This is a genomic window from Flammeovirgaceae bacterium SG7u.111, from assembly GCA_034044135.1.
Classification (GTDB): Bacteria; Bacteroidota; Bacteroidia; order Cytophagales; family Flammeovirgaceae.
On the sequence record CP139021.1, the window covers coordinates 7,534,105 to 7,552,053 of the forward strand.

Sequence of the window (17,949 nt, forward strand, 5' to 3'; positions counted from 1 at the left end):
TAAAATAAAGTATAGAATTTAATTAAATGTATTTCGTAAATTAAGAAGAGTATGTCAAATAAGACAATTGTTGGAGTTGATATAGGTGGTACGAGTATCAACATTGGTTTGGTTCGGGGAGGACAATTGGTCAAAAAAATAAAATGTGCAACACCGGCTTTTGAAGCGAAAGAGGTTGTGATTAAGGCTGTGATAGATGGGATTGAAAATATATCGGCAAATCATGAGATTGAAGGCATAGGTATAGGAGTTCCCGGCTTGTTGGATGTGCATGCAGGTATTGTATATGATTTGAATAATATCCCTTCTTGGGATGAAGTTCATTTGGCGAAAGCCATCGAGGAGTATTTTTGTGTAACAGTATACCTAGCCAATGATGCTAATTGTTTTGTAGTAGGCGAAAAAGTATATGGTGAAGGAGCTTCCTATAATAGTATTGCGGGCATTAGCTTGGGAACAGGTATTGGAATGGGTTTTATTCTCAACAATCAGCTTCATTCAGGTATAAAATCGGCCGCTGGTGAAGTGGGAGCTATTCCTTATTTGTTTCATAATTATGAGCATTATTGTAGTGGTAAATTTTTTCAACAAGAATTTGGTTTAGATGGGGATTTGGTTTTTCAGCGAGCGTTGGATGGTGATGTAGTCTCTAAAGGAATTTTCAAGCAATTCGGTTCGCATTTAGGGCATTTGCTGAAGCACTTAATGTACATAATGGCACCTGAGGCAATATTTATTGGAGGATCTATTAAAGAAGCATTTCCGTTTTTCTCAGAGTCCATGTGGGAGGTTCTTCATACATTTCCATACAAAAGAGTGCTTGACTCCATGGTAATTGAAAAATCAGAAATGAATGATATAGCCATTATGGGTGCTGCCGCAGTTTATGAAATTAATGCTTGCAAAGTAGAGGCAACTGTCCAAAGAATAGCACTTTAACTAAAAGTCAGCAATCAGTAAGATAAATCTCCAATCCGATAAGAAGTATAGTATGTCAACCAATCTCATTGAAGTAGTAACGGATTCTGTTGCCTCGTGTGTGAATGCGGAGCTCGGAGGAGCCGATCGTGTAGAGTTATGTGATAATTTGTTTGAAGGAGGTACAACTCCAAGTGCTGGGATGATAAAACTCGTTAGACAAAAGGTCAAAATAGACCTCATGGTTATGATTCGCCCAAGGGGAGGTGATTTTCTTTATAGCCCAGAGGAGTTGGAGGTAATGAAAGAGGATATAAAGGTTGCGAAAGAACTAGGTGTAAATGGTGTTGTTTTTGGCTTACTTACCCCCGATGGCGTTATTGATAAAAATAAAACGAAAGAGCTTATTGAGATAGCCCGCCCCCTGAGTGTTACCTTTCATCGCGCATTTGACATGGTAACAGATCCTTTTCAGGCTTTGGAAGATTTGATAGAGCTGGGAGTGGATCGTATACTTTCATCGGGTTTAGAACGCTCGGCGCTGGAAGGAGTTGATTTGCTAAAAGAACTCATTGAAAAAGCTGGAGGTCGTATTATCATTTTAGTTGGAGGAGGTATCCGTCCGCATAATATTGAGAAAATAGTAGCTAAAACAGGAGCTAAAGAATGCCATGTTTCTGGAAGAAAGCCTGTAGAAAGTGGAATGCGATTCAGGAATGGGCGTGTGTCTATGGGAGGTGCTTTGCAACTTCCTGAATACAGTATTTCTGTTGTAGATAGTAGCGTGATTCAATCCTTTCGCAAATAGTACAGGTCTATCCAAATATATACAATGAAGTTGTCTAAAGTAAAGTCTTTCGGCTACGAATGGTTGATTTCGCCCTATGCTTCCAGTAGCGACTGCCCGGTCATTTTTCCTTAAATAATCACTATTATTCGCGTCAAAATTGAATACCCTTCTCTCTTTCGCTATGAAACCCTTACTTTAGGTAACTTCAATTAGTTTTTGAGCCAGACTTTTGAGTCTGGCCATTTTATTTTTCTCTAGTTAATCATCGATATTGAAATTTATTGAGCAACACTAAGCGGTTTTTTTTCCTCTGGGTCTTTTGCCATAATATGGGCAATACAAAGAGCTTCTAGTTCTTTGGTACGCTCATTTGGGTAAAGGTTTTTGCTTTTGTGAGTGAGTTGAAGAGCTGCTGTATAGTTTTGGACATTGAAAGACCTTACTCCCAGATTAAAAAAATGAAGCCCTATTAACTGATCAAAGCTAGCTGGCTTGTGTATTTCATAATCGTTTTCGTAATATTTATCAAGCTGCTCTTTGTTTGTGGATATGTATTCTTCAATCCGATTACTAATATCCTTCTGGTTGATCAAAATTGAATATAATGGGGCGGTAGGCTCGATTAATATGTCTTTTTTTTCTAAATTGATAAGGAGATAAAGATGATAGTTCAGTTCGTATACCTTATAATCAAAACCAAGTTGCTCGAAGAAATAGGCGTATAAAATAGAGCTTGTAAGGCAGTCGTATTTACCTTGGGAAATAGTTTCGCCGAACGAGCTCTGAGCCATGTATTCTTTAAGATATTCACCAAACAACTCGTTTTTAACAGCAGAAACAAGCCTTTTTGACAAGCCTGTTCTGTTCTTGACTTTGTTTAATTTTTTAATAGACTTATCAAGCCTAGCTTGAAGATTGCTTTGGCTAATATCGGAAGAAAAAGGTCTTCCAGGGGTGAGCAGTAGACCCAGTGTGTCTAAAGACTGTGCAGGCTGCGCAACTACACCCCCGCTTGTGAGTATAATATTGATAGCCAAAACACATCCTATTATTGAGTATAATGTAGGTTTCATGGCGTAAGGGTTAGGTCTATATCAGACTGTTTGTTTTTATGTAATATAAAATTAATATATAGTTAACATTAAAACAAGTAAAACGTTCGCCTAGTATGTTTAATAGGTGTTAAATGGTGTTTTTATTTCGATTGTTTTTACTTGTAGAAGTCTTATTTAATAGCCTTGTTGCTTTTTGAATAATATTGTAACGTTTACGTAATATTGAGTTTATTTAATGAGGGATTACTATAAGATATTAGGGGTAAGTGAGGGGGCTACGCCAGTAGAGATAAAGAAGGCGTATAAGAGGCTGGCATTGAGATATCACCCTGATCGTACAGGAAATGATACCAAGGCTGGTGAGTATTTTAAATTGGTGAATGAAGCGTATCAGGTGCTTTCGGACGAGGAGAGAAAGATGGGGTATGATATCTTAAGAAGGTATCAAATATTGCAAGCTGAAGCTATAGTTAGTAATGCAAGTGTAGAGGCTGAAAGACCAAAAAGACACCAAAGAACCTCTCAAAGAGCGAGGACAAACCGTGGTGCAGGTAGGTATTATGATAGGAGAAAAGCGGAAAAAGAGAATACCGCAATTGCGTTTTTGGTGATTTTATCTATATCCTTCATTATCCTGTTTTACTATATGGTGTCTACCTATTTGGAAAATGAACGGATGGAAGAAAGGAGGGCTTATAGGGCTAGCCTTTTCAGTGAGGCTCAGTATAAGTATACGATTAAAGATTATGAGGGTGCAGTGGCTGAGTTGGACACCTTGCTTGATGATATGCCTGATAATGGGGCTGCTTATGACTTGAAAGACAGGGTTATAGATGATATTGGGCTAAATGCTAAGAGGAGTTTTGATGACGGTAAATATGAGCAGGCATTGGTTTATTATGAGATGCTCAACAGGCTAAACGAGTTAAGGGGGAAGGATTTGAAGTTTAGGTTGGGTGAATGCTTAGAGGCTCAAGGTTTATTTGAGGAGGCTATTGGTCAGTACAAAGAGATATTAGATACAAACCCAAGAGAGATAGAAGCGCATTATAAAATAGGAAAGGTATATTATGAAGGGGTTAAGGACTTAAATAAGGCGGAAGAGTTTTTTGCAAATGCCTCTAGGTTGGCTATAGCATTTTATAAAACAAGTTATGGTGCTGCTTATACAATTGTGTTAGACCCAAGTGAGCTATCCCATCTTCATTTCGAGTTATTTATCAATAAAGCTAGGTTGCACTTATCTCAAGGGAATTTGGAGCAGGCTCATTACGATTGTAATTGGGCTTTGATATTGCGTCCAAATATTGCCTTGGGTTATTTGATAAGTGGAAATATTTATTTGGAAGAAGGAAAAAGTGTGCAGGCTTGTTTGGAATGGGCAAAAGCAATTAGTTTAGGAAATAAAGTAGCTTTGGGAAAAAAGAAAGAATATTGTAAATAAAAAAAGTGCCGATCATATGATCGGCACCTTTTTACTTTCACCTTATCCTTATTACCAAAACATAATCTGTCAGATCATACACATCTAATTCTTTATAATTATATATGTCTTTAATGACTTGCTTTAGCGCATATTAGCACAACCGTTTGATAGGTTATTGCTGTTATGCATTACAAACATAGGATAATAAATTAACTTTTATATTTCATAACAATTAATTTAACATTAACTAATTGTTAAGTATCTCTAAATTCTTTATAATCCTTGAGAATTAATTTTTATTAAAAACATAAATTTAAGCCTAGAAAATATTTTTTATCTAAAAAACTACTGCATAAGTAGCTGTTTTTTTAAAACAAGATGGTTAAATCTTATTTGTAGAAATGTAGTGTTTTATGAATTTGTATATTTGTAAAAGCAGGTATTGTTAATTTGGTATTTGAGATTTTTATAAAAATAATTGAAGATATATGATACTAAGTATAGAAACATCTACTCCAGTTTGTTCAGTTGCTCTTCATGAGAAAGGAGAATTGGTCAGTTATATGGAGTTGAGGGTTGGTCAATCTCATTCTGGGCAACTGACGATGATGGTTGACAATATACTAGAGAGGGCAGCGGTGTCATACGAAAAAATTGAGGCAGTGGCGGTGTCGGAAGGTCCTGGTTCTTATACAGGTTTGAGGATTGGGGTGTCTACAGCAAAGGGAATTTGCTATGCTAACGAGCTTCCCTTGCTAAATGTGGGCACGCTAGATTCTATGGCGTTAGCGATGGGCAAAAATGCTGGGGAGGAAGAGGTTGTATGTCCTATGCTAGATGCGAGGCGTATGGAGGTTTATTGTGCTATTTACCAAAATAGAAAGCTACTGAAGGGAGTAGAGGCAAAGGTGATTGATGAAGAAAGTTTTTCTGATCTATATAAACACAAGAAACTGTTGCTTGGAGGGCCTGGAAGTGAAAAGTGTAAAGGGGTGCTTATCTCTTCAAACATAGCATTTATAGATGGGGTAGGGCCATCGGCTAAGGAGATAGGTGAACTTGCTTGGGAAAAGTACCAAAACCAAGATTTTGCCGACTTGGCATATTTCGAACCCTTCTATTTGAAAGCCTTTTTAGCAAAGAAACCTTCGAAAAAACCTTTTTAATTGATGGTTGGGTTGAAATAGATAGGGGTTGATAAAATAAATTGTACCTAAAAGGTTATTTGTAGTAGAGTATTTTGTAAACTGCTTTATTGAAAACTAAATAATATCCAATCAATGACACAAGAAGGGGCTTTACAAGTAGAGCGGCACGATGTATTTATCTCCTATGGGAGGAAAGAAAGTAAAGCTTTTGCCATAAGGCTCAGGGAACAATTAGAAGCCGCAGGTTTCGAAGTTTGGCTCGACCTTGAAGATATAGAAGTTGCCGAGGTTTTTCAAGATAGGATAGACAATGCTATTGATACCTCGGATAACTTTATTTATATAATTTCCCCACATGCTATTCAGTCTCCGTTTTGCGGCAAAGAAGTGACAAAAGCCGTAACTCACAGTAAAAGGATAATTCCCATAGCCCATATTATAAGAAATGAGGAAGATCTTCATCCGGTAATAGCTGAGCTCAATTGGCTGCAAATGAAGGAAGAGGAAAACCCAGATGCGCCTATAGAAGAATGGAAAGCAATTGACGATTTTGATGCAGGGGTTAAAACGCTTATTTCTCAACTAAGCAAAGAGAAGGAGTATGTCCAAATGCATACAGATTTGCTTTTGGAGGCTCTAAAATGGAAAACGCATCATAAGAGTTCACAGTTTTTGCCCGTAGGGAAGGAGCGGCAAGTTGCTGTAGAATGGTTTGAAAGGACTTTTAATGAAAAAGTGCCTTGTTTGCCTTCGGAGTTGCATTGCGAATATATTTGTGAGGCAAGGAAGAATGCGGAAAATATGATGACCGATGTGTTCATTACCTACGATACTTCTGATAGTATTTATAGGGAAGCGATTAACCGCATTTTAATACGCAAAGGGATTACTACGTGGGTAGATTTTTATGATATAAAAGCTGGCACCACTTACGAAGATGCCATAGCACAAGGAGTGGAGCAGGCGGATAATTACCTTTTCTTGATTTCTCCTCGCTCAATTGTTTCAGAGTATTGCCTTAGGGAGTTTCAGAGAGCCAAGGAACTGAATAAGTACATTGTCCCGGTGATGGTGGAAGAAACGCCTGAGGCTGACATTCCCTTAGGGATTCGTCAAATCCAATATATAGATTTTAGTAATGCCTTAAAAAAAGGCAAAGGGCCGGGGTTTAAAAATGCTGAAACAGCCCTTCTCAACCGAATTCACGAAGAGCATGATTATTTTCAGAAGCACAAACAGTTTTTAGTGTCTGCCTTGAAATGGGAAAAGCTTGACAAAAATGACAGTATCCTTTTGCGTGGATTTAACTTGGAAGAGGCTGAAAGTTGGCTTAAAAATGGATTGACCAGAAAATCGAATCCACCAACAGCTCTCCACATTGAGTTTATAGAAGCAAGTAAGTCTAAGGTAGGGCAGTTAAAAACCGAGGTGTTTATTTCCTATTCAAGAAAAGATGGGGATTTTGCCCGAAGGCTTAATAACAAACTTCAGGTTTATGGAAAAACAACTTGGTTTGATCAGGAAAGCATTGCCGATGGAAGTGATTTTGAAAAAGAGATTTTCAAGGGGATAGATAGTTCCGATAACTTTTTGTTCATAATCAGTCCAGACTCAGTGGGTTCAGAATTTTGTGAGAGAGAAGTTGTATATGCAGCCGAACATGGTAAAAGACTGGTTCCTGTAATTTGTAGGACGACCGATGAACAAACCGTACCTGAAGACCTATCCAAGGTACAATGGCTGAATTTTGTGGGAAAAGACTTCGAAACAACGTTCGGCAAGCTGGTTTTTATGCTCGATACTGATCGGGAATATGTGCAGGAGCACACTCGCTGGTCGCAAAGAAGCCAAGATTGGATAGCCAAAGGGAAATCAGAGGATCTATTGTTGAGGGGAAAGGAACTGGAACAAGCTAGAGACTGGCTTGACACGGCACTCACAGAAGAAAAAAAACCAGGACCTACTGAAAGACACCATTTGTTCATCACGGCCAGCTATGAAGCGTTTATTGCATTACAGCAGGCTGAAGAACAGCGGAAAATGGAGGTAGAGCGTATAAAAAGGGAAAAGAGAGAGGAGGAGCTTAAGGTGATAATGGAGCGAAAAAGTGCTCGAAAGCAGCGTAGACTTCTCATTTTACTTATTATCTTTTTATTGGCGTCGTTGGGCTTGCTAATTTATGCAAGGCTAGAGAGGAAGAAAGCTATAGCTGCTGCTGAAAAAGCAGAAGAAGCGGCTAGCGTAGCAAGACTAGCTGAAAAAAAGGCTACTGATGAAAAAAGGAGGGCGGATTATCAAAGAGATTTGGCAAATAAAAGAAGGGACGAGGCGAACGAAAAAAGAAAAGAAGCGGAAGATGCAAGGCTGGCCGAGGCGAAAAAAACAAAACTGCTTGAGTTGGAGACTATAAGGACTGATTCTTTAAGAAAAGTAGCTGAGGTTGAAAAAAAATATGCAGTTGCACAAGCGAAGCAAGCTAAGTTAGCAGCAATTGAAGCGAAAGCAAGTAAAGAAAGAGCTGATCAAAAAGCTCAGGAAGCAGAAGACAACGCTAAGAAAGTAAAACAGGTTGCAGAAGTATCTTCATTGGTGAGGTATATGGCAAATCGGTCTAGAGAAATAGATGACCCTGATTTGCAGGCTCTGGTAGCAATGCATGCTCGTGAAATTCATAAAGATTATCAAGGTTATGAATACGAGCCTGAAATTTACGGATCGTTGTACGAAGCTCTTAAAGGTCTAAAAGGAGATAGTTACAACCTAAAAGTATTAGGGAGTAGAGAGAATATAACAGGGCTTACCGTTACCGAAGAATATGTGTATGCTGCTACGGATGATGGTTCTGTTAAAAGCTTTAAGTGGGACCCGAACAAAGGGGTTATAGGTGTTGAACATAAAAAATGGTCAACTCTTAGGAGGAAAACAGTTTTCGTAAAAACAGAATTTTTCAATACGGAAGTATTGGTTACTCCCGACGAAGAATGGATAGCAGTTGGAAATGAGAATTTTAATACGTTTTATTTTGCTACACAAAGCCCTAAAGAATATCATTTTGAAGGGCATACGGGAAAAATATTGTCCTTAGCAATTTCCCCCGACCAAAAGACACTTTATACGTCTGGTCAAGACAATAAAATATTTGCTTGTAACTTGGATACTTATGAAAGTACTCTTTTTGCAGAAAATAAAAGGGATGCAAATGCTCTTGCTATCAGTCCTGAGGGGACACTCTACGGAATTTTGGAGAATGGGGATATAATGATGTGGAACGGTGCAAAAGAAGCCTCAGTGTTTAAGAAAAACAACCGCTTTTTTGGAAAAGGGACGGAAATAGCAATCAGTAAAGATGGGAAATGGCTTGCTGTAGGGTATAGTCATGGAGAAATCGATATTTTAAATATCAATCACCCAGGAGCCTTTGCTAAAAAGTTTTATGGTCACAAGGGCATAGTCGAAGATATCAAGTTTTCTGATGACGGTAGGTTTTTGGCTTCGCTTAGTATAGATGGACGGGTCTATCTGCGGGACATGATCAACTTTGAAGAAAAACCTCGCATTTTGGAAGGAGGGTTGACTTTCGGAAAGTCTATTTCTTTTAGTAGGGATAGTAAATATCTAATGGTGGGGAATGGAAACAGCATTATGGCCCACCCCATAGATATGGATATGATGGCAAACCAGCTTTGCGAGAGTATAAGTAGAAGTAAGAAAATGTCAAAAGAGGAGTGGGATAGGTACGGTATCCAAATGATTAATGATGTTAAAAAGTTAAATGTTTGTGAGTAATGAGGTCTGTGTATAAAAAAATAATCATAGCAGTATTTTTGGGGATGGGCTTTTTACAAGTGCGGGCACAAGGGGAGGATTCTTGTCAGGTTTCTATTAGAAACGCAGAAACAAATTACAAAAATGGAAGGCTATATCAAATTATAAACCTGAAAGACTGCATCAATTACCTTTCTTCCAGAGAGCAAAAAGCTAGAGCTTATTACCTTTTGTTTAAGGCGTATGCCCATACGGACCAAGATTCATTGGCCGATTTGGCCATGTCCGATTTTCTAAGGCACGATCCTAATTATAATGCTTCGGGCGAAGACAATAAGTTCAGGTATTTCTCCCAAAAGTTCATTAACCGTCCTTATGAAATAGCCTTTTTTGGAGGGGTGAATTTCAATGTGGTAAGCAATGGAAACAGAGGGACGAGCTACCTTTTTGGGGTGAGCCATAGCAATGAGTTTTACCCAGAGCTTTTTTTTACAAAAAGTTTAAAAATAACTCAACGTATTAATGATCAGTATTCGGCGAAAGGTAAAGAACGGTGGTTGGTCGATAATGGAAATGAAAAAGGTTTTATTGATGAGTTTACCGCACCTGTATATGGTGAATTATCTTTAGGGTTAAAGCATTTTCCTTTCCACCGAACCAACAAATGGAACTTCTTTTATGAGGGAGGAATAGCTTTCAACCTGATTATAGGTAATAGGTTCAATGAAGCTATTTTTCATATTTTTGAGACAGAAGAGGGTGATACAAGCGATCCAGCCTTGATTTATGAAGAGCGAGAGCCTCAAAATGACGTGGAGATAGAGCCTGTCTTTAATGTAGCGCCTTATGTAGGAGCAGGTTTTAGGAGAGAACTAGAGACTGGTAAGTTAGAACTAGGCTTAAGGGTACAGAGCAATTTAATTCGTCAAGAGTATTCCTATGATATGCGTCCTCTTTTGATGATGACGGGTTATGAGCATGAGGAGTTCAGGTCGGTTACAACAGAACTAGTCATTGGTTATGTCATCAATCGATATCGCATAAAAAAATTCCAGAAATAGCAGAGCCTTCATTATAATGACCTTCCTTTTTTATTTATAGTATATGGTGTTGTTTGCCATTAACTGTTTGCAAACAGTGGTTAACTTTTTACTTACCTCAATAATAAGCCTGCTGATTTCCTGTTTTATTACAAATTTATGTGATAGAGGTATCATCGTTTCTCCTGCACAATAAAGTATACAAGCCAAATATTCTTTTGATTAACATTTTTGCCGATACAGTTAAGTCTATCGGTACATATTCATTTGAATTAAATAGACAAAATTTTGCTCAAATTATGAGAGGATTAATAATCTGTATAGTTATACTTTTTAATTTATCTGACACATTACTCTTTGCCCAAGAAAGAGAGGATATCCCAGATACTTATGTGCTAAAGGTCGATGAGTTGATGAATCTTGAAAGGAAAAGTAGTTATGATAAAGAGATAGTATCGGCTTCTAAAAAGGCTGAATCTTTATTTGAAGCTCCTGTATCGGCATCTGTTCTAACGCGCGAAGAGATCAAAGCTTCTGGAGCCACTTCTATTCCCGAAGCCCTTCGGTTAGTTCCTGGTGTAATCGTTAGGCAACTGACCAATGGGAACTATAATGTACATATCAGAGGTATGGATTGGCTTCCATATCAAGGTGAGGAGGAATTGCTAACGGGGCTGAACAAGCTTTCTTTGGTAATGATAGATGGACGTCCCGTGTTCAACTACTTGATGGGCAGTACTTTTTGGCAGACTTTACCTGTAGATCTCAATGATGTAGAAAGGATAGAGGTGATCAGAGGGCCTGCATCGTCTCTTTACGGTCCAAATGCCGTTACTGGTGTGATAAACATTATTACTGCAAGGGCACAAAGAAATGGAGTGTTTGCAATGGCCAATGCCCAAACAGGCTCTTATAACACAAGTATAATGAATGCTTCTGTTGGTTACCGCTTTAATGAAAAATTCAGTGTTATAGCCTCTGCTAACAAACAGTATAGAGAAAGAACCACAGAAATGCATTACAGCAAGGCTGACTCTGCTTATATGCCAATAGAAGAAATTCCTCTATTCGGAGGGCTGGTGTCCCAAGAAACCATATTGGAAACAATGTATCAAGATAACCATGTGTCTTATGATAAATCAGGGTTTAATTTACTTTTAGAGCATAAGCCAATGCCTAATATTTCATATTATCTAAGAGGCGGTGCTGAAAACTCATTTACAAATGATGCCTTATTTCCTGACTATGAGGCTGTACTTCACAAAGGTAAATCGAATACAAAGTATATAGAAGCTGCTGGGAATGTCCATAACCTCAATTTTAAGGCCTCTTATATGTTTGGAGATCAGGATATAGCTATTGGTTTGTATCATAAACAAGAAACAGAGTTTATAGATGCTGATATATCTTATAATTTGCAATTAGGAAAACTATCTATATTGCCTTCAGTGAGTTACAGGAAGTCCACCTATTGGCATCCATTAGATCCCGAATTACTTATCTCAAATTCGGATGAAATGTTTGATAATATAGTGTCAGGAATAGACCCTTCATTGCCTCTAGATCAAGCATTAGGACTGGCGTTTGCTAATGCTTTTGCCCCTCCTTATACCATGATGGATGGGAAATCTGTTATTGAAAACCCTGGAGCATCTTTCAAACTAGAATACAGGGCATTAGCAGACAAGCTCAGGTTTGTCGCTTCGGTTCGTGCTGATCAATATGTGAACTTATCAGATGATATAGATTTGTCGTATCAGTTTTCGACCACTTTTAAGCTTAAAGAAGGTCACTTGATAAGGGCAGAATATGCTAAGTCCTATACAAGCCAGTTTCTGATCAATACCCAAGTGACGTTTATGGTGCCGCAGACATTTGATCTTGGTTTACCATTTGGAATACCTGGTTTGTCGATAACAAATGGTAATAAAAGCCTTACTCCTACAAGTCAAAGTTTGGTAGAAATTGGTTATAGAGGGAAACTTGCAAAAAACTTTTCAGTAGATGTGGAAGCTTTTAGGGGTGAAGTGAATGATATGATATCTGTAGTAAAGGGAGAAACTGAAATTGATTTGGCAGCTCAACCAATTCCTAAAGTGATTTTAAACCAACCTATGGCGAATATTCCATCAAAAGCTGTTCAAACAGGTGTTACTTTGTCTATGAATTATACTTCTAAAAACTTTTGGGTTAGGCCTTATTTGACTTTACAACAATCCAAAGTGCTGGATCATGCAAGGTATTTTGATCTCATAGACCTAGGGGATGAGTTAGAAATCAAACCTGAAGTAGACCATGAAGCTACACCAAGCTTATATGGAGGTGTCTATTTTAACTATCAGCTTTTTAATAAACTAAATTTTAACATTACAACATACTACATGTCTGACCAGATTTATTATAGAGGTCAGCCTAATGAAGTCAGTGCAGCATTTTCTACTGGGGATAGGATTGTTACTAATCTGAAATTTGCATTGGACCTGAATAAGCAAACATCCTTTTTTATTAGTGTAAGAGATTTATCAAATAGCGAAGAGTCAGAGTATTATTATACCGATCCTGTCAAAACAATGTACTTGGCAGGAATTAATTTTGAACTCAAGTAACTTCTGCCACTGACTAACTTAAGAAATTCAATAATATGAAACTCAATAAGTTTTTAACTACAATATTTTTGGCTTTGGGCTCTATGTATATGGTTCAAGCGCAAGATGCCAATCAGGATCAGTTGTTAACATTACTCGAAGCCTATGAGGATGCCGGGTCTAATGCTAAAAAAGCGAGCGTAATGTATGAAGTGGCGCAGATGTACGAAATACAAGGGGTTTACAGACAAAGCTTTGAAGCATATGAAAAGACATTAGAGCTTGAAGAAAATGGTGATGTTGACATAAGAAGTAATGTACTGACAAAACTTTCCCAACTTGCCATTTCCATTCAAAAATATAATAAAGCGATAGCTTATAGAAAGCAGCTGATCACTCTTCAGGAATCCCAAGGAAATGATAAGGCAATTGTTTCTTCCAAAAAACATATTGCCAACGTAGCGATCTTATCTGAAAATTATGAGGAAGCTTTGGGTATTTATGATGGACTGATAAGAGATTTGTCCAGCGGAGATAGTCCTAAAGAACTAGCCCAAGCTTATAATAACCAAGGTTATGTTCTTAAAAAAATGGGAAAAGATGCTGATGCTACAGAATGTTTCAAGCAAGCGCTTGGGGTGTATCAAACCCAAGAAAAGCTTAAGGGAGAGGTAGATATTGATATTTTTACAAATATTGGTATTTCATATTCTTATCTAGGCGACTTCTATAAGGCAATTGATTATTTTGAGAAATCGAAAAAAGCATATAGCAATAAAGGAGATGAGCTTAATGAAGCTAGAAGCAACAACTATATAGGTGCCACGCAGTATGTAAGAGGGGATAATTTGCAAGCGCAGATGGCACTGGAAGATGCGATAAAGCTTGGTGAAAAAGTTGGAAATAAAGAGGTTCTGAGTGAAAGTTATAAGATTTTGGCGGAGGTTTTTGCCGCAGAAAAAGATTTTGAAGCATCCCAAAATGCTTTGAAAAAGCATTTAGATCTTAAAGGACAACTGGAGGAGGAGGCTGAAGCCAAAAGGAAAGAGGCGCTTCAAAGGCAGTTAGAGGCAGAAAGAAATGAAAATGCTTTGAAGCAAGCTTTAGCTCAGCGTCGTGAACAAGAGCTGGCATTGAAACAGGCAAAGCTTGAAGCAGATCAGCGTGAGAATGAATTGAAAATTCAGCAGCAGCAGTTCGATTTGCTTTCAAGGGAAAAGGAATTACAAGAAACGCAGTTGGCTAACCAAAAGTTAGAAAAACAGCGAGTACAACAAGCTTTACAGTTGGCAAAAGAACAGCTAGACAAACAGCAAAGTGCGCAAGAAATAGCCGCTTTGCAGCAAGAAAGAGAACGCCAGATAGCAGAGCTTAAGCAAAAGGAATTGGAAGAAAGTGAAAGGCAAAAAGCGATGGAGCTTTTGCAAGCAGAAAAGAAAATTCAAGAGCAAGAGCTCGCCCAAGAAAGTGCAAATAAGAAATTTTACCTAGGTGGTTTTGTCCTTATCGGAGCATTCCTAGCTTTTGCCTTATATAGCCTTATCCAAAGGAGTAAGGCAAATAAGGTATTGAAGTTCCAACAAGAGGAAATCCAAGAGAAAAATGAAGAGCTTTCGGCAAGTGAAGAAGAATTGAGGCAAAATATGGAAGAGCTTAAAGCTACTCAAGAGGTTTTGTCAGAACAAAAAGAAACATTGCAGAGTCATTTCCAGAAAATCACGCATAGTATTACTTATGCAGAAACAATTCAAAATGCCATTTTGCCGCCTGTTTCGCTCCAGCAAAAACTTTTCCCTGAAAGTTTCTTGATCTACAAACCTAAGGATATTGTATCAGGTGATTTTTATTGGTGTTCTACCAATGGTAAAAAAAGAGTAGCATCAGTAATTGACTGTACGGGGCACGGTGTGCCGGGCGCTTTCATGTCGGTAATTGGTAATAATCTGTTAAGTGAAATTATTGAACGTCAGGAAATTTACGATCCGGCAAAAATACTTGAGTTGCTGCACGATCAGATTAGGGAAAAGCTAAACCAAGATGAAGGTGCTAACAACGATGGCATGGATATGGGTATTTGCGTGTTTGAAGACCAACCCGATGGTACCATAAAAATGGAATATGCCGGCGCTAAGCATAAGTTGTTCTTAGCAGGTGCAGAGGGTTTTAATGAAGTTGATGGGGACAGGAAATCTATTGGAGGAAAGCATAGCTCAAAGCGTACGTTTACAAATCATTCAATAACTCTTTCCAAGGGGACTAGGGTGTACTTGACTACTGATGGCTACCTTGACCAAGCAAATGATAATAGGAAACGCTTTTCAACTGGGCGCTTTAGAGAGGTGATTCAAAGAAACCATCAAAAGCCAATGTATGAGCAAAAAATAGTATTTGACAATGCATTGACGGAGCATCAGCAGGATTCAGATCAGCGAGATGATATTACCGTAATGGGTATTGTGGTTTAAGAATACTTAAAAAGTTGGATCATAGGGGAGCGTTGTATAAAGTACAATTCTCCTTTTTTTGTTTCTCTGCATGAGAGATAGGTGAGGTGAATAATAAATTTTTACTTGTAATTTTTGGTAACGATAACAGAATGTTTAGTTTTCCACTAATTATCTTTTGACCAATATTACAAGAAAATAAAGCTGAAAGATGTCGAATATTAAAGAAATTGCTCAACAAGCAGGGGTATCTACCATGACTGTGTCTAGGTATTTTAACAACCCCGAAAAGCTTAGTGAAAAGGCAAAAGAAAAAATAAAGAAAGTAATAAATGAAATAGATTACCAGCCCAACGAGATTGCTCGGTCGATGCGGGCAAAAAAAACGTTGCTGGTAGGTGTGGTTATTCCCGATATACGCAATCCATTTTTTAACCATTGCTATTATGCCATAGAAGAATATTTCAATAAACTAGGGTACAGTATTTTGCTGTGTAACTCAAAAGAAGACCCTGTGGAAGAGCTTAAGTACATAAAGCTGCTATCCGCCAGGCAAGTTGATGGAATAATATTGATGCCTGTATCCGAAGAGTCGATAGAGGTATTGGTAAGAAAAAAGAAAAGCTATGTATTAGTCGACCGTGTTTTTGAAGGAGTAAAAGGAAACTATATTATTGGCGACCATTATAAAGGAGCTTTTGATGCTGTAAGCCATCTTACTGCACTTGGGCACAAAAAGGTGGGGATAATAAAGGGGGGGAATCACCTTTTTCCCTATGCAGAACGGTACAGAGGGTATGTTGCTGCTCTTGAAGTGTGTGGTATTCCACTTACTGCTGACTTGGTAAAAGAGGCATTGCCTGAGCAAACAACTGCTTATGAATGTATGAATGAATTGCTGAGTTTGCCAAAAGGGTCTCGACCAACAGCCATATTTGCTTGTAATAATCTCATGTGCCAAGGAGCTATCAAGTCTATTTACGAACATGGCTTAAAAATACCTGATGATATTTCCATAATATCCTTTGACCCATTACCTGCGCACGAAATATTGAAGCCAGCTATCACCTGTGTAGCCCAGCCTGTATATGAATTAGGCGAAAAAGCTGCCGAATTGCTTTATCAAAAGCTAATAGGAGAGGGAGAAGAGGATAAGCACCTTGTAATAAAACCTGAGCTGATACATGGAGATTCGTGTAGTAGCCCAAAAGAAGATTGATTTTGATAAAGATTGGAGTTTAGGTAATGATATTTCCCAAGTTTTTTTTCCTGGCTTGAAGGAAATGGTAACCAATGGCCAAGAAAGCGATGATAAGACCAAAGCATTCTCTGGCAGTTTCTATGAACACCTTGTCGGGGGACATGCTGTGGAAAATTTCTTCCGAATCGTGGTGTATGAACCAGTCAAACACACCTGGAGAAAGGTACAATGCCCAAACAAGTGTAACCGCCATCAACGTTACTAGCAAAAACTTGTTATATTTCCCCATAATGGCAAATGCTGAAATCCCCGAAACTAAGCCATAAACTCCTACCCATATCCAAGGATCTGGATCGTTGAATTGTACTGCCGCAAAAAGCGCAAATAGGATAGTTAAAATGATGTTGATGAATTTTTTCATGGCAATATTAAATATTGATTGTTTTCTTCAAATTATCACTTTCTATGGCAAGCTCTATGAGTTTGATCACATCTCTCGACTGCTCAGGCTTCACCTTTAGCTCAGCTCCTTCTCGTATTGCCTCATAAATATTTTTATAATACTCCCCGTAGCATCCCGCTTCGGTTTCCACAGTGCCGTCCACATGCAAGCCATTTATACTCGTGTTTATAAAGCCCCAATCTTGCTCAGGCTCTGTGCCCCAATCATTTCCTATGGGTAGAAAGCCAGCTTTCAGCATTTCTTCTTGGGGGTCTATTCCATATTTGGTGAAAGAGCCCTCAGTCCCATGTAGCTGGTACCTTGGCCCTGGTTCTCTTGCCAAATAGCTGCATTTAAGTACTACTTTTAGTTCAGGGTAGTCCAGCCGAAGGTCATAGGCATCTGTCACCTTCCCGCCAGTCCGTTGGATGCGGAGATCTGCGGTAATGGCTTTTGGCATTCCAAAAAGGTCAACCACTTGGTCTATCATATGAGAACCTAGGTTATAAAGCACGCCTGTGCCTGCGCCACTTTCTTCTTTCCAAGTGCCTTCTTGTATAAAATTCCTGTACCTATCGTAGTGTGATTCAAACTCGACCAGTCTACCTAGCATTTTTCCTTCCACTACTTTTTTTACGGTAAGGTAATCGCCATCCCAGCGCCTATTTTGAAATACGCTGAGTATTATCCCTTTTGCCTTTGCCAAGGAAATCAACTCGTTTGCTTCTTCCGTTTTCAGGGTGATGGGTTTTTCAACTACTACGTGTTTGCCTTTTCCAATAGCTTGTTTTACCATGTCAAAGTGGAGGTAGTCGGGAGTGTTGATGATGACGAGCTCAATTTCTTCATCGTATAGTATCGCCTCAAAATCTCTTACAATCTCTGCTGCAGGGTGCTTGTCTTTCGAAATGTTCTTCGTTCTTTCCAGTATTTTTTTTATTTCGAAACCAGAATTAGCCAGTAAGAGTGGGCCGTGGAAAACAAGTCCTGACATTCCGTAGGCAGCCAAAGCTGTTATAATGGGTTTGGTCATTTTGGTAAAAGTCTTTTGGTGTGAAATGGTAAATAGCCATTGCCAAATTATCGAAAAATTCATTATTCCTGCTTAGTAATTCGAATTTTCTAAGCCCTCAAT

12 protein-coding genes are annotated in these 17,949 nt (G+C 38.5%); 9 read left to right on the forward strand and 3 right to left on the reverse strand.

Annotated elements, in window-relative coordinates; translation table 11 throughout:
- The first annotated feature begins 51 nt into the window (after nt 1–51).
- On the forward strand, nt 52–939 hold the full coding sequence (locus tag R9C00_28985; protein WPO35735.1) for an ROK family protein: 888 nt from the start codon (nt 52–54) through the stop codon (nt 937–939).
- A 52-nt stretch (nt 940–991) separates the two neighbouring features.
- Nucleotides 992–1,726, forward strand: a complete 735-nt coding sequence (locus tag R9C00_28990) for a copper homeostasis protein CutC (protein WPO35736.1) — start codon at nt 992–994, stop codon at nt 1,724–1,726.
- 260 nt (nt 1,727–1,986) lie between these two features.
- Here R9C00_28990 and R9C00_28995 read toward each other — a convergent pair whose 3' ends face one another.
- Nucleotides 1,987–2,781, reverse strand: coding sequence for a hypothetical protein (locus R9C00_28995; GenBank protein ID WPO35737.1), 795 nt, complete (start codon nt 2,779–2,781; stop codon nt 1,987–1,989).
- A 217-nt stretch (nt 2,782–2,998) separates the two neighbouring features.
- Between R9C00_28995 and R9C00_29000 the strand changes: the two genes are divergently transcribed.
- The 7 genes from R9C00_29000 to R9C00_29030 all read left to right on the forward strand — a co-directional run bounded on the left by R9C00_29000 (nt 2,999) and on the right by R9C00_29030 (nt 16,390).
- Nucleotides 2,999–4,207, forward strand: coding sequence for a DnaJ domain-containing protein (locus R9C00_29000; protein WPO35738.1), 1,209 nt, complete (start codon nt 2,999–3,001; stop codon nt 4,205–4,207).
- Nucleotides 4,208–4,677: 470 nt separating this feature from the next.
- On the forward strand, nt 4,678–5,355 hold the full coding sequence (gene tsaB, locus R9C00_29005; GenBank protein WPO35739.1) for a tRNA (adenosine(37)-N6)-threonylcarbamoyltransferase complex dimerization subunit type 1 TsaB: 678 nt from the start codon (nt 4,678–4,680) through the stop codon (nt 5,353–5,355).
- 114 nt (nt 5,356–5,469) lie between these two features.
- Nucleotides 5,470–9,123 (forward strand): TIR domain-containing protein, encoded by a 3,654-nt coding sequence (locus R9C00_29010; protein WPO35740.1) that lies wholly within the window; start codon nt 5,470–5,472, stop codon nt 9,121–9,123.
- The gene (locus R9C00_29015) at nt 9,123–10,163 is read left to right on the forward strand and encodes a hypothetical protein (protein ID WPO35741.1); all 1,041 of its coding nucleotides are present in this window, start codon (nt 9,123–9,125) and stop codon (nt 10,161–10,163) included. The genes R9C00_29010 and R9C00_29015 overlap by 1 nt, the downstream gene beginning before the upstream one ends.
- Nucleotides 10,164–10,360: 197 nt before the next feature.
- The gene (locus R9C00_29020) at nt 10,361–12,748 is read left to right on the forward strand and encodes a TonB-dependent receptor (GenBank protein ID WPO35742.1); all 2,388 of its coding nucleotides are present in this window, start codon (nt 10,361–10,363) and stop codon (nt 12,746–12,748) included.
- A 35-nt stretch (nt 12,749–12,783) separates the two neighbouring features.
- Nucleotides 12,784–15,192 carry a tetratricopeptide repeat protein gene (locus tag R9C00_29025; GenBank protein ID WPO35743.1) on the forward strand — a complete coding sequence of 803 codons (2,409 nt, stop codon included), beginning with the start codon at nt 12,784–12,786 and terminating at the stop codon, nt 15,190–15,192.
- A gap of 190 nt (nt 15,193–15,382) precedes the next feature.
- Nucleotides 15,383–16,390: a LacI family DNA-binding transcriptional regulator gene (locus R9C00_29030; GenBank protein WPO35744.1), complete on the forward strand. Its 1,008-nt coding sequence runs from the start codon at nt 15,383–15,385 to the stop codon at nt 16,388–16,390.
- A 19-nt stretch (nt 16,391–16,409) separates the two neighbouring features.
- Here the strand turns inward: R9C00_29030 and R9C00_29035 are convergent, their stop codons facing one another.
- Together R9C00_29035 and R9C00_29040 are read right to left on the reverse strand one after the other, a co-directional pair.
- On the reverse strand, nt 16,410–16,793 hold the full coding sequence (locus R9C00_29035) for a transmembrane 220 family protein (protein WPO35745.1): 384 nt from the start codon (nt 16,791–16,793) through the stop codon (nt 16,410–16,412).
- Nucleotides 16,794–16,800: 7 nt separating this feature from the next.
- Nucleotides 16,801–17,910, reverse strand: coding sequence for a Gfo/Idh/MocA family oxidoreductase (locus R9C00_29040; protein ID WPO35746.1), 1,110 nt, complete (start codon nt 17,908–17,910; stop codon nt 16,801–16,803).
- Nucleotides 17,911–17,949: the final 39 nt, after the last annotated feature.

What these genes read in the sequence shown, in the direction of transcription:
- R9C00_28985 (WPO35735.1), top strand. Translation starts at nt 52, where the DNA reads ATGTCAAATAAGACAATTGTTGGAGTTGATATAGGTGGTACGAGTATC.
- R9C00_29000 (WPO35738.1), top strand. Translation starts at nt 2,999, where the DNA reads ATGAGGGATTACTATAAGATATTAGGGGTAAGTGAGGGGGCTACGCCA.
- R9C00_28995 (WPO35737.1), bottom strand. Translation starts at nt 2,781, where the DNA reads ATGAAACCTACATTATACTCAATAATAGGATGTGTTTTGGCTATCAAT.
- tsaB (WPO35739.1), top strand. Translation starts at nt 4,678, where the DNA reads ATGATACTAAGTATAGAAACATCTACTCCAGTTTGTTCAGTTGCTCTT.
- R9C00_29035 (WPO35745.1), bottom strand. Translation starts at nt 16,793, where the DNA reads ATGAAAAAATTCATCAACATCATTTTAACTATCCTATTTGCGCTTTTT.
- R9C00_29025 (WPO35743.1), top strand. Translation starts at nt 12,784, where the DNA reads ATGAAACTCAATAAGTTTTTAACTACAATATTTTTGGCTTTGGGCTCT.
- R9C00_29030 (WPO35744.1), top strand. Translation starts at nt 15,383, where the DNA reads ATGTCGAATATTAAAGAAATTGCTCAACAAGCAGGGGTATCTACCATG.
- R9C00_28990 (WPO35736.1), top strand. Translation starts at nt 992, where the DNA reads ATGTCAACCAATCTCATTGAAGTAGTAACGGATTCTGTTGCCTCGTGT.
- R9C00_29010 (WPO35740.1), top strand. Translation starts at nt 5,470, where the DNA reads ATGACACAAGAAGGGGCTTTACAAGTAGAGCGGCACGATGTATTTATC.
- R9C00_29040 (WPO35746.1), bottom strand. Translation starts at nt 17,910, where the DNA reads ATGAATTTTTCGATAATTTGGCAATGGCTATTTACCATTTCACACCAA.
- R9C00_29015 (WPO35741.1), top strand. Translation starts at nt 9,123, where the DNA reads ATGAGGTCTGTGTATAAAAAAATAATCATAGCAGTATTTTTGGGGATG.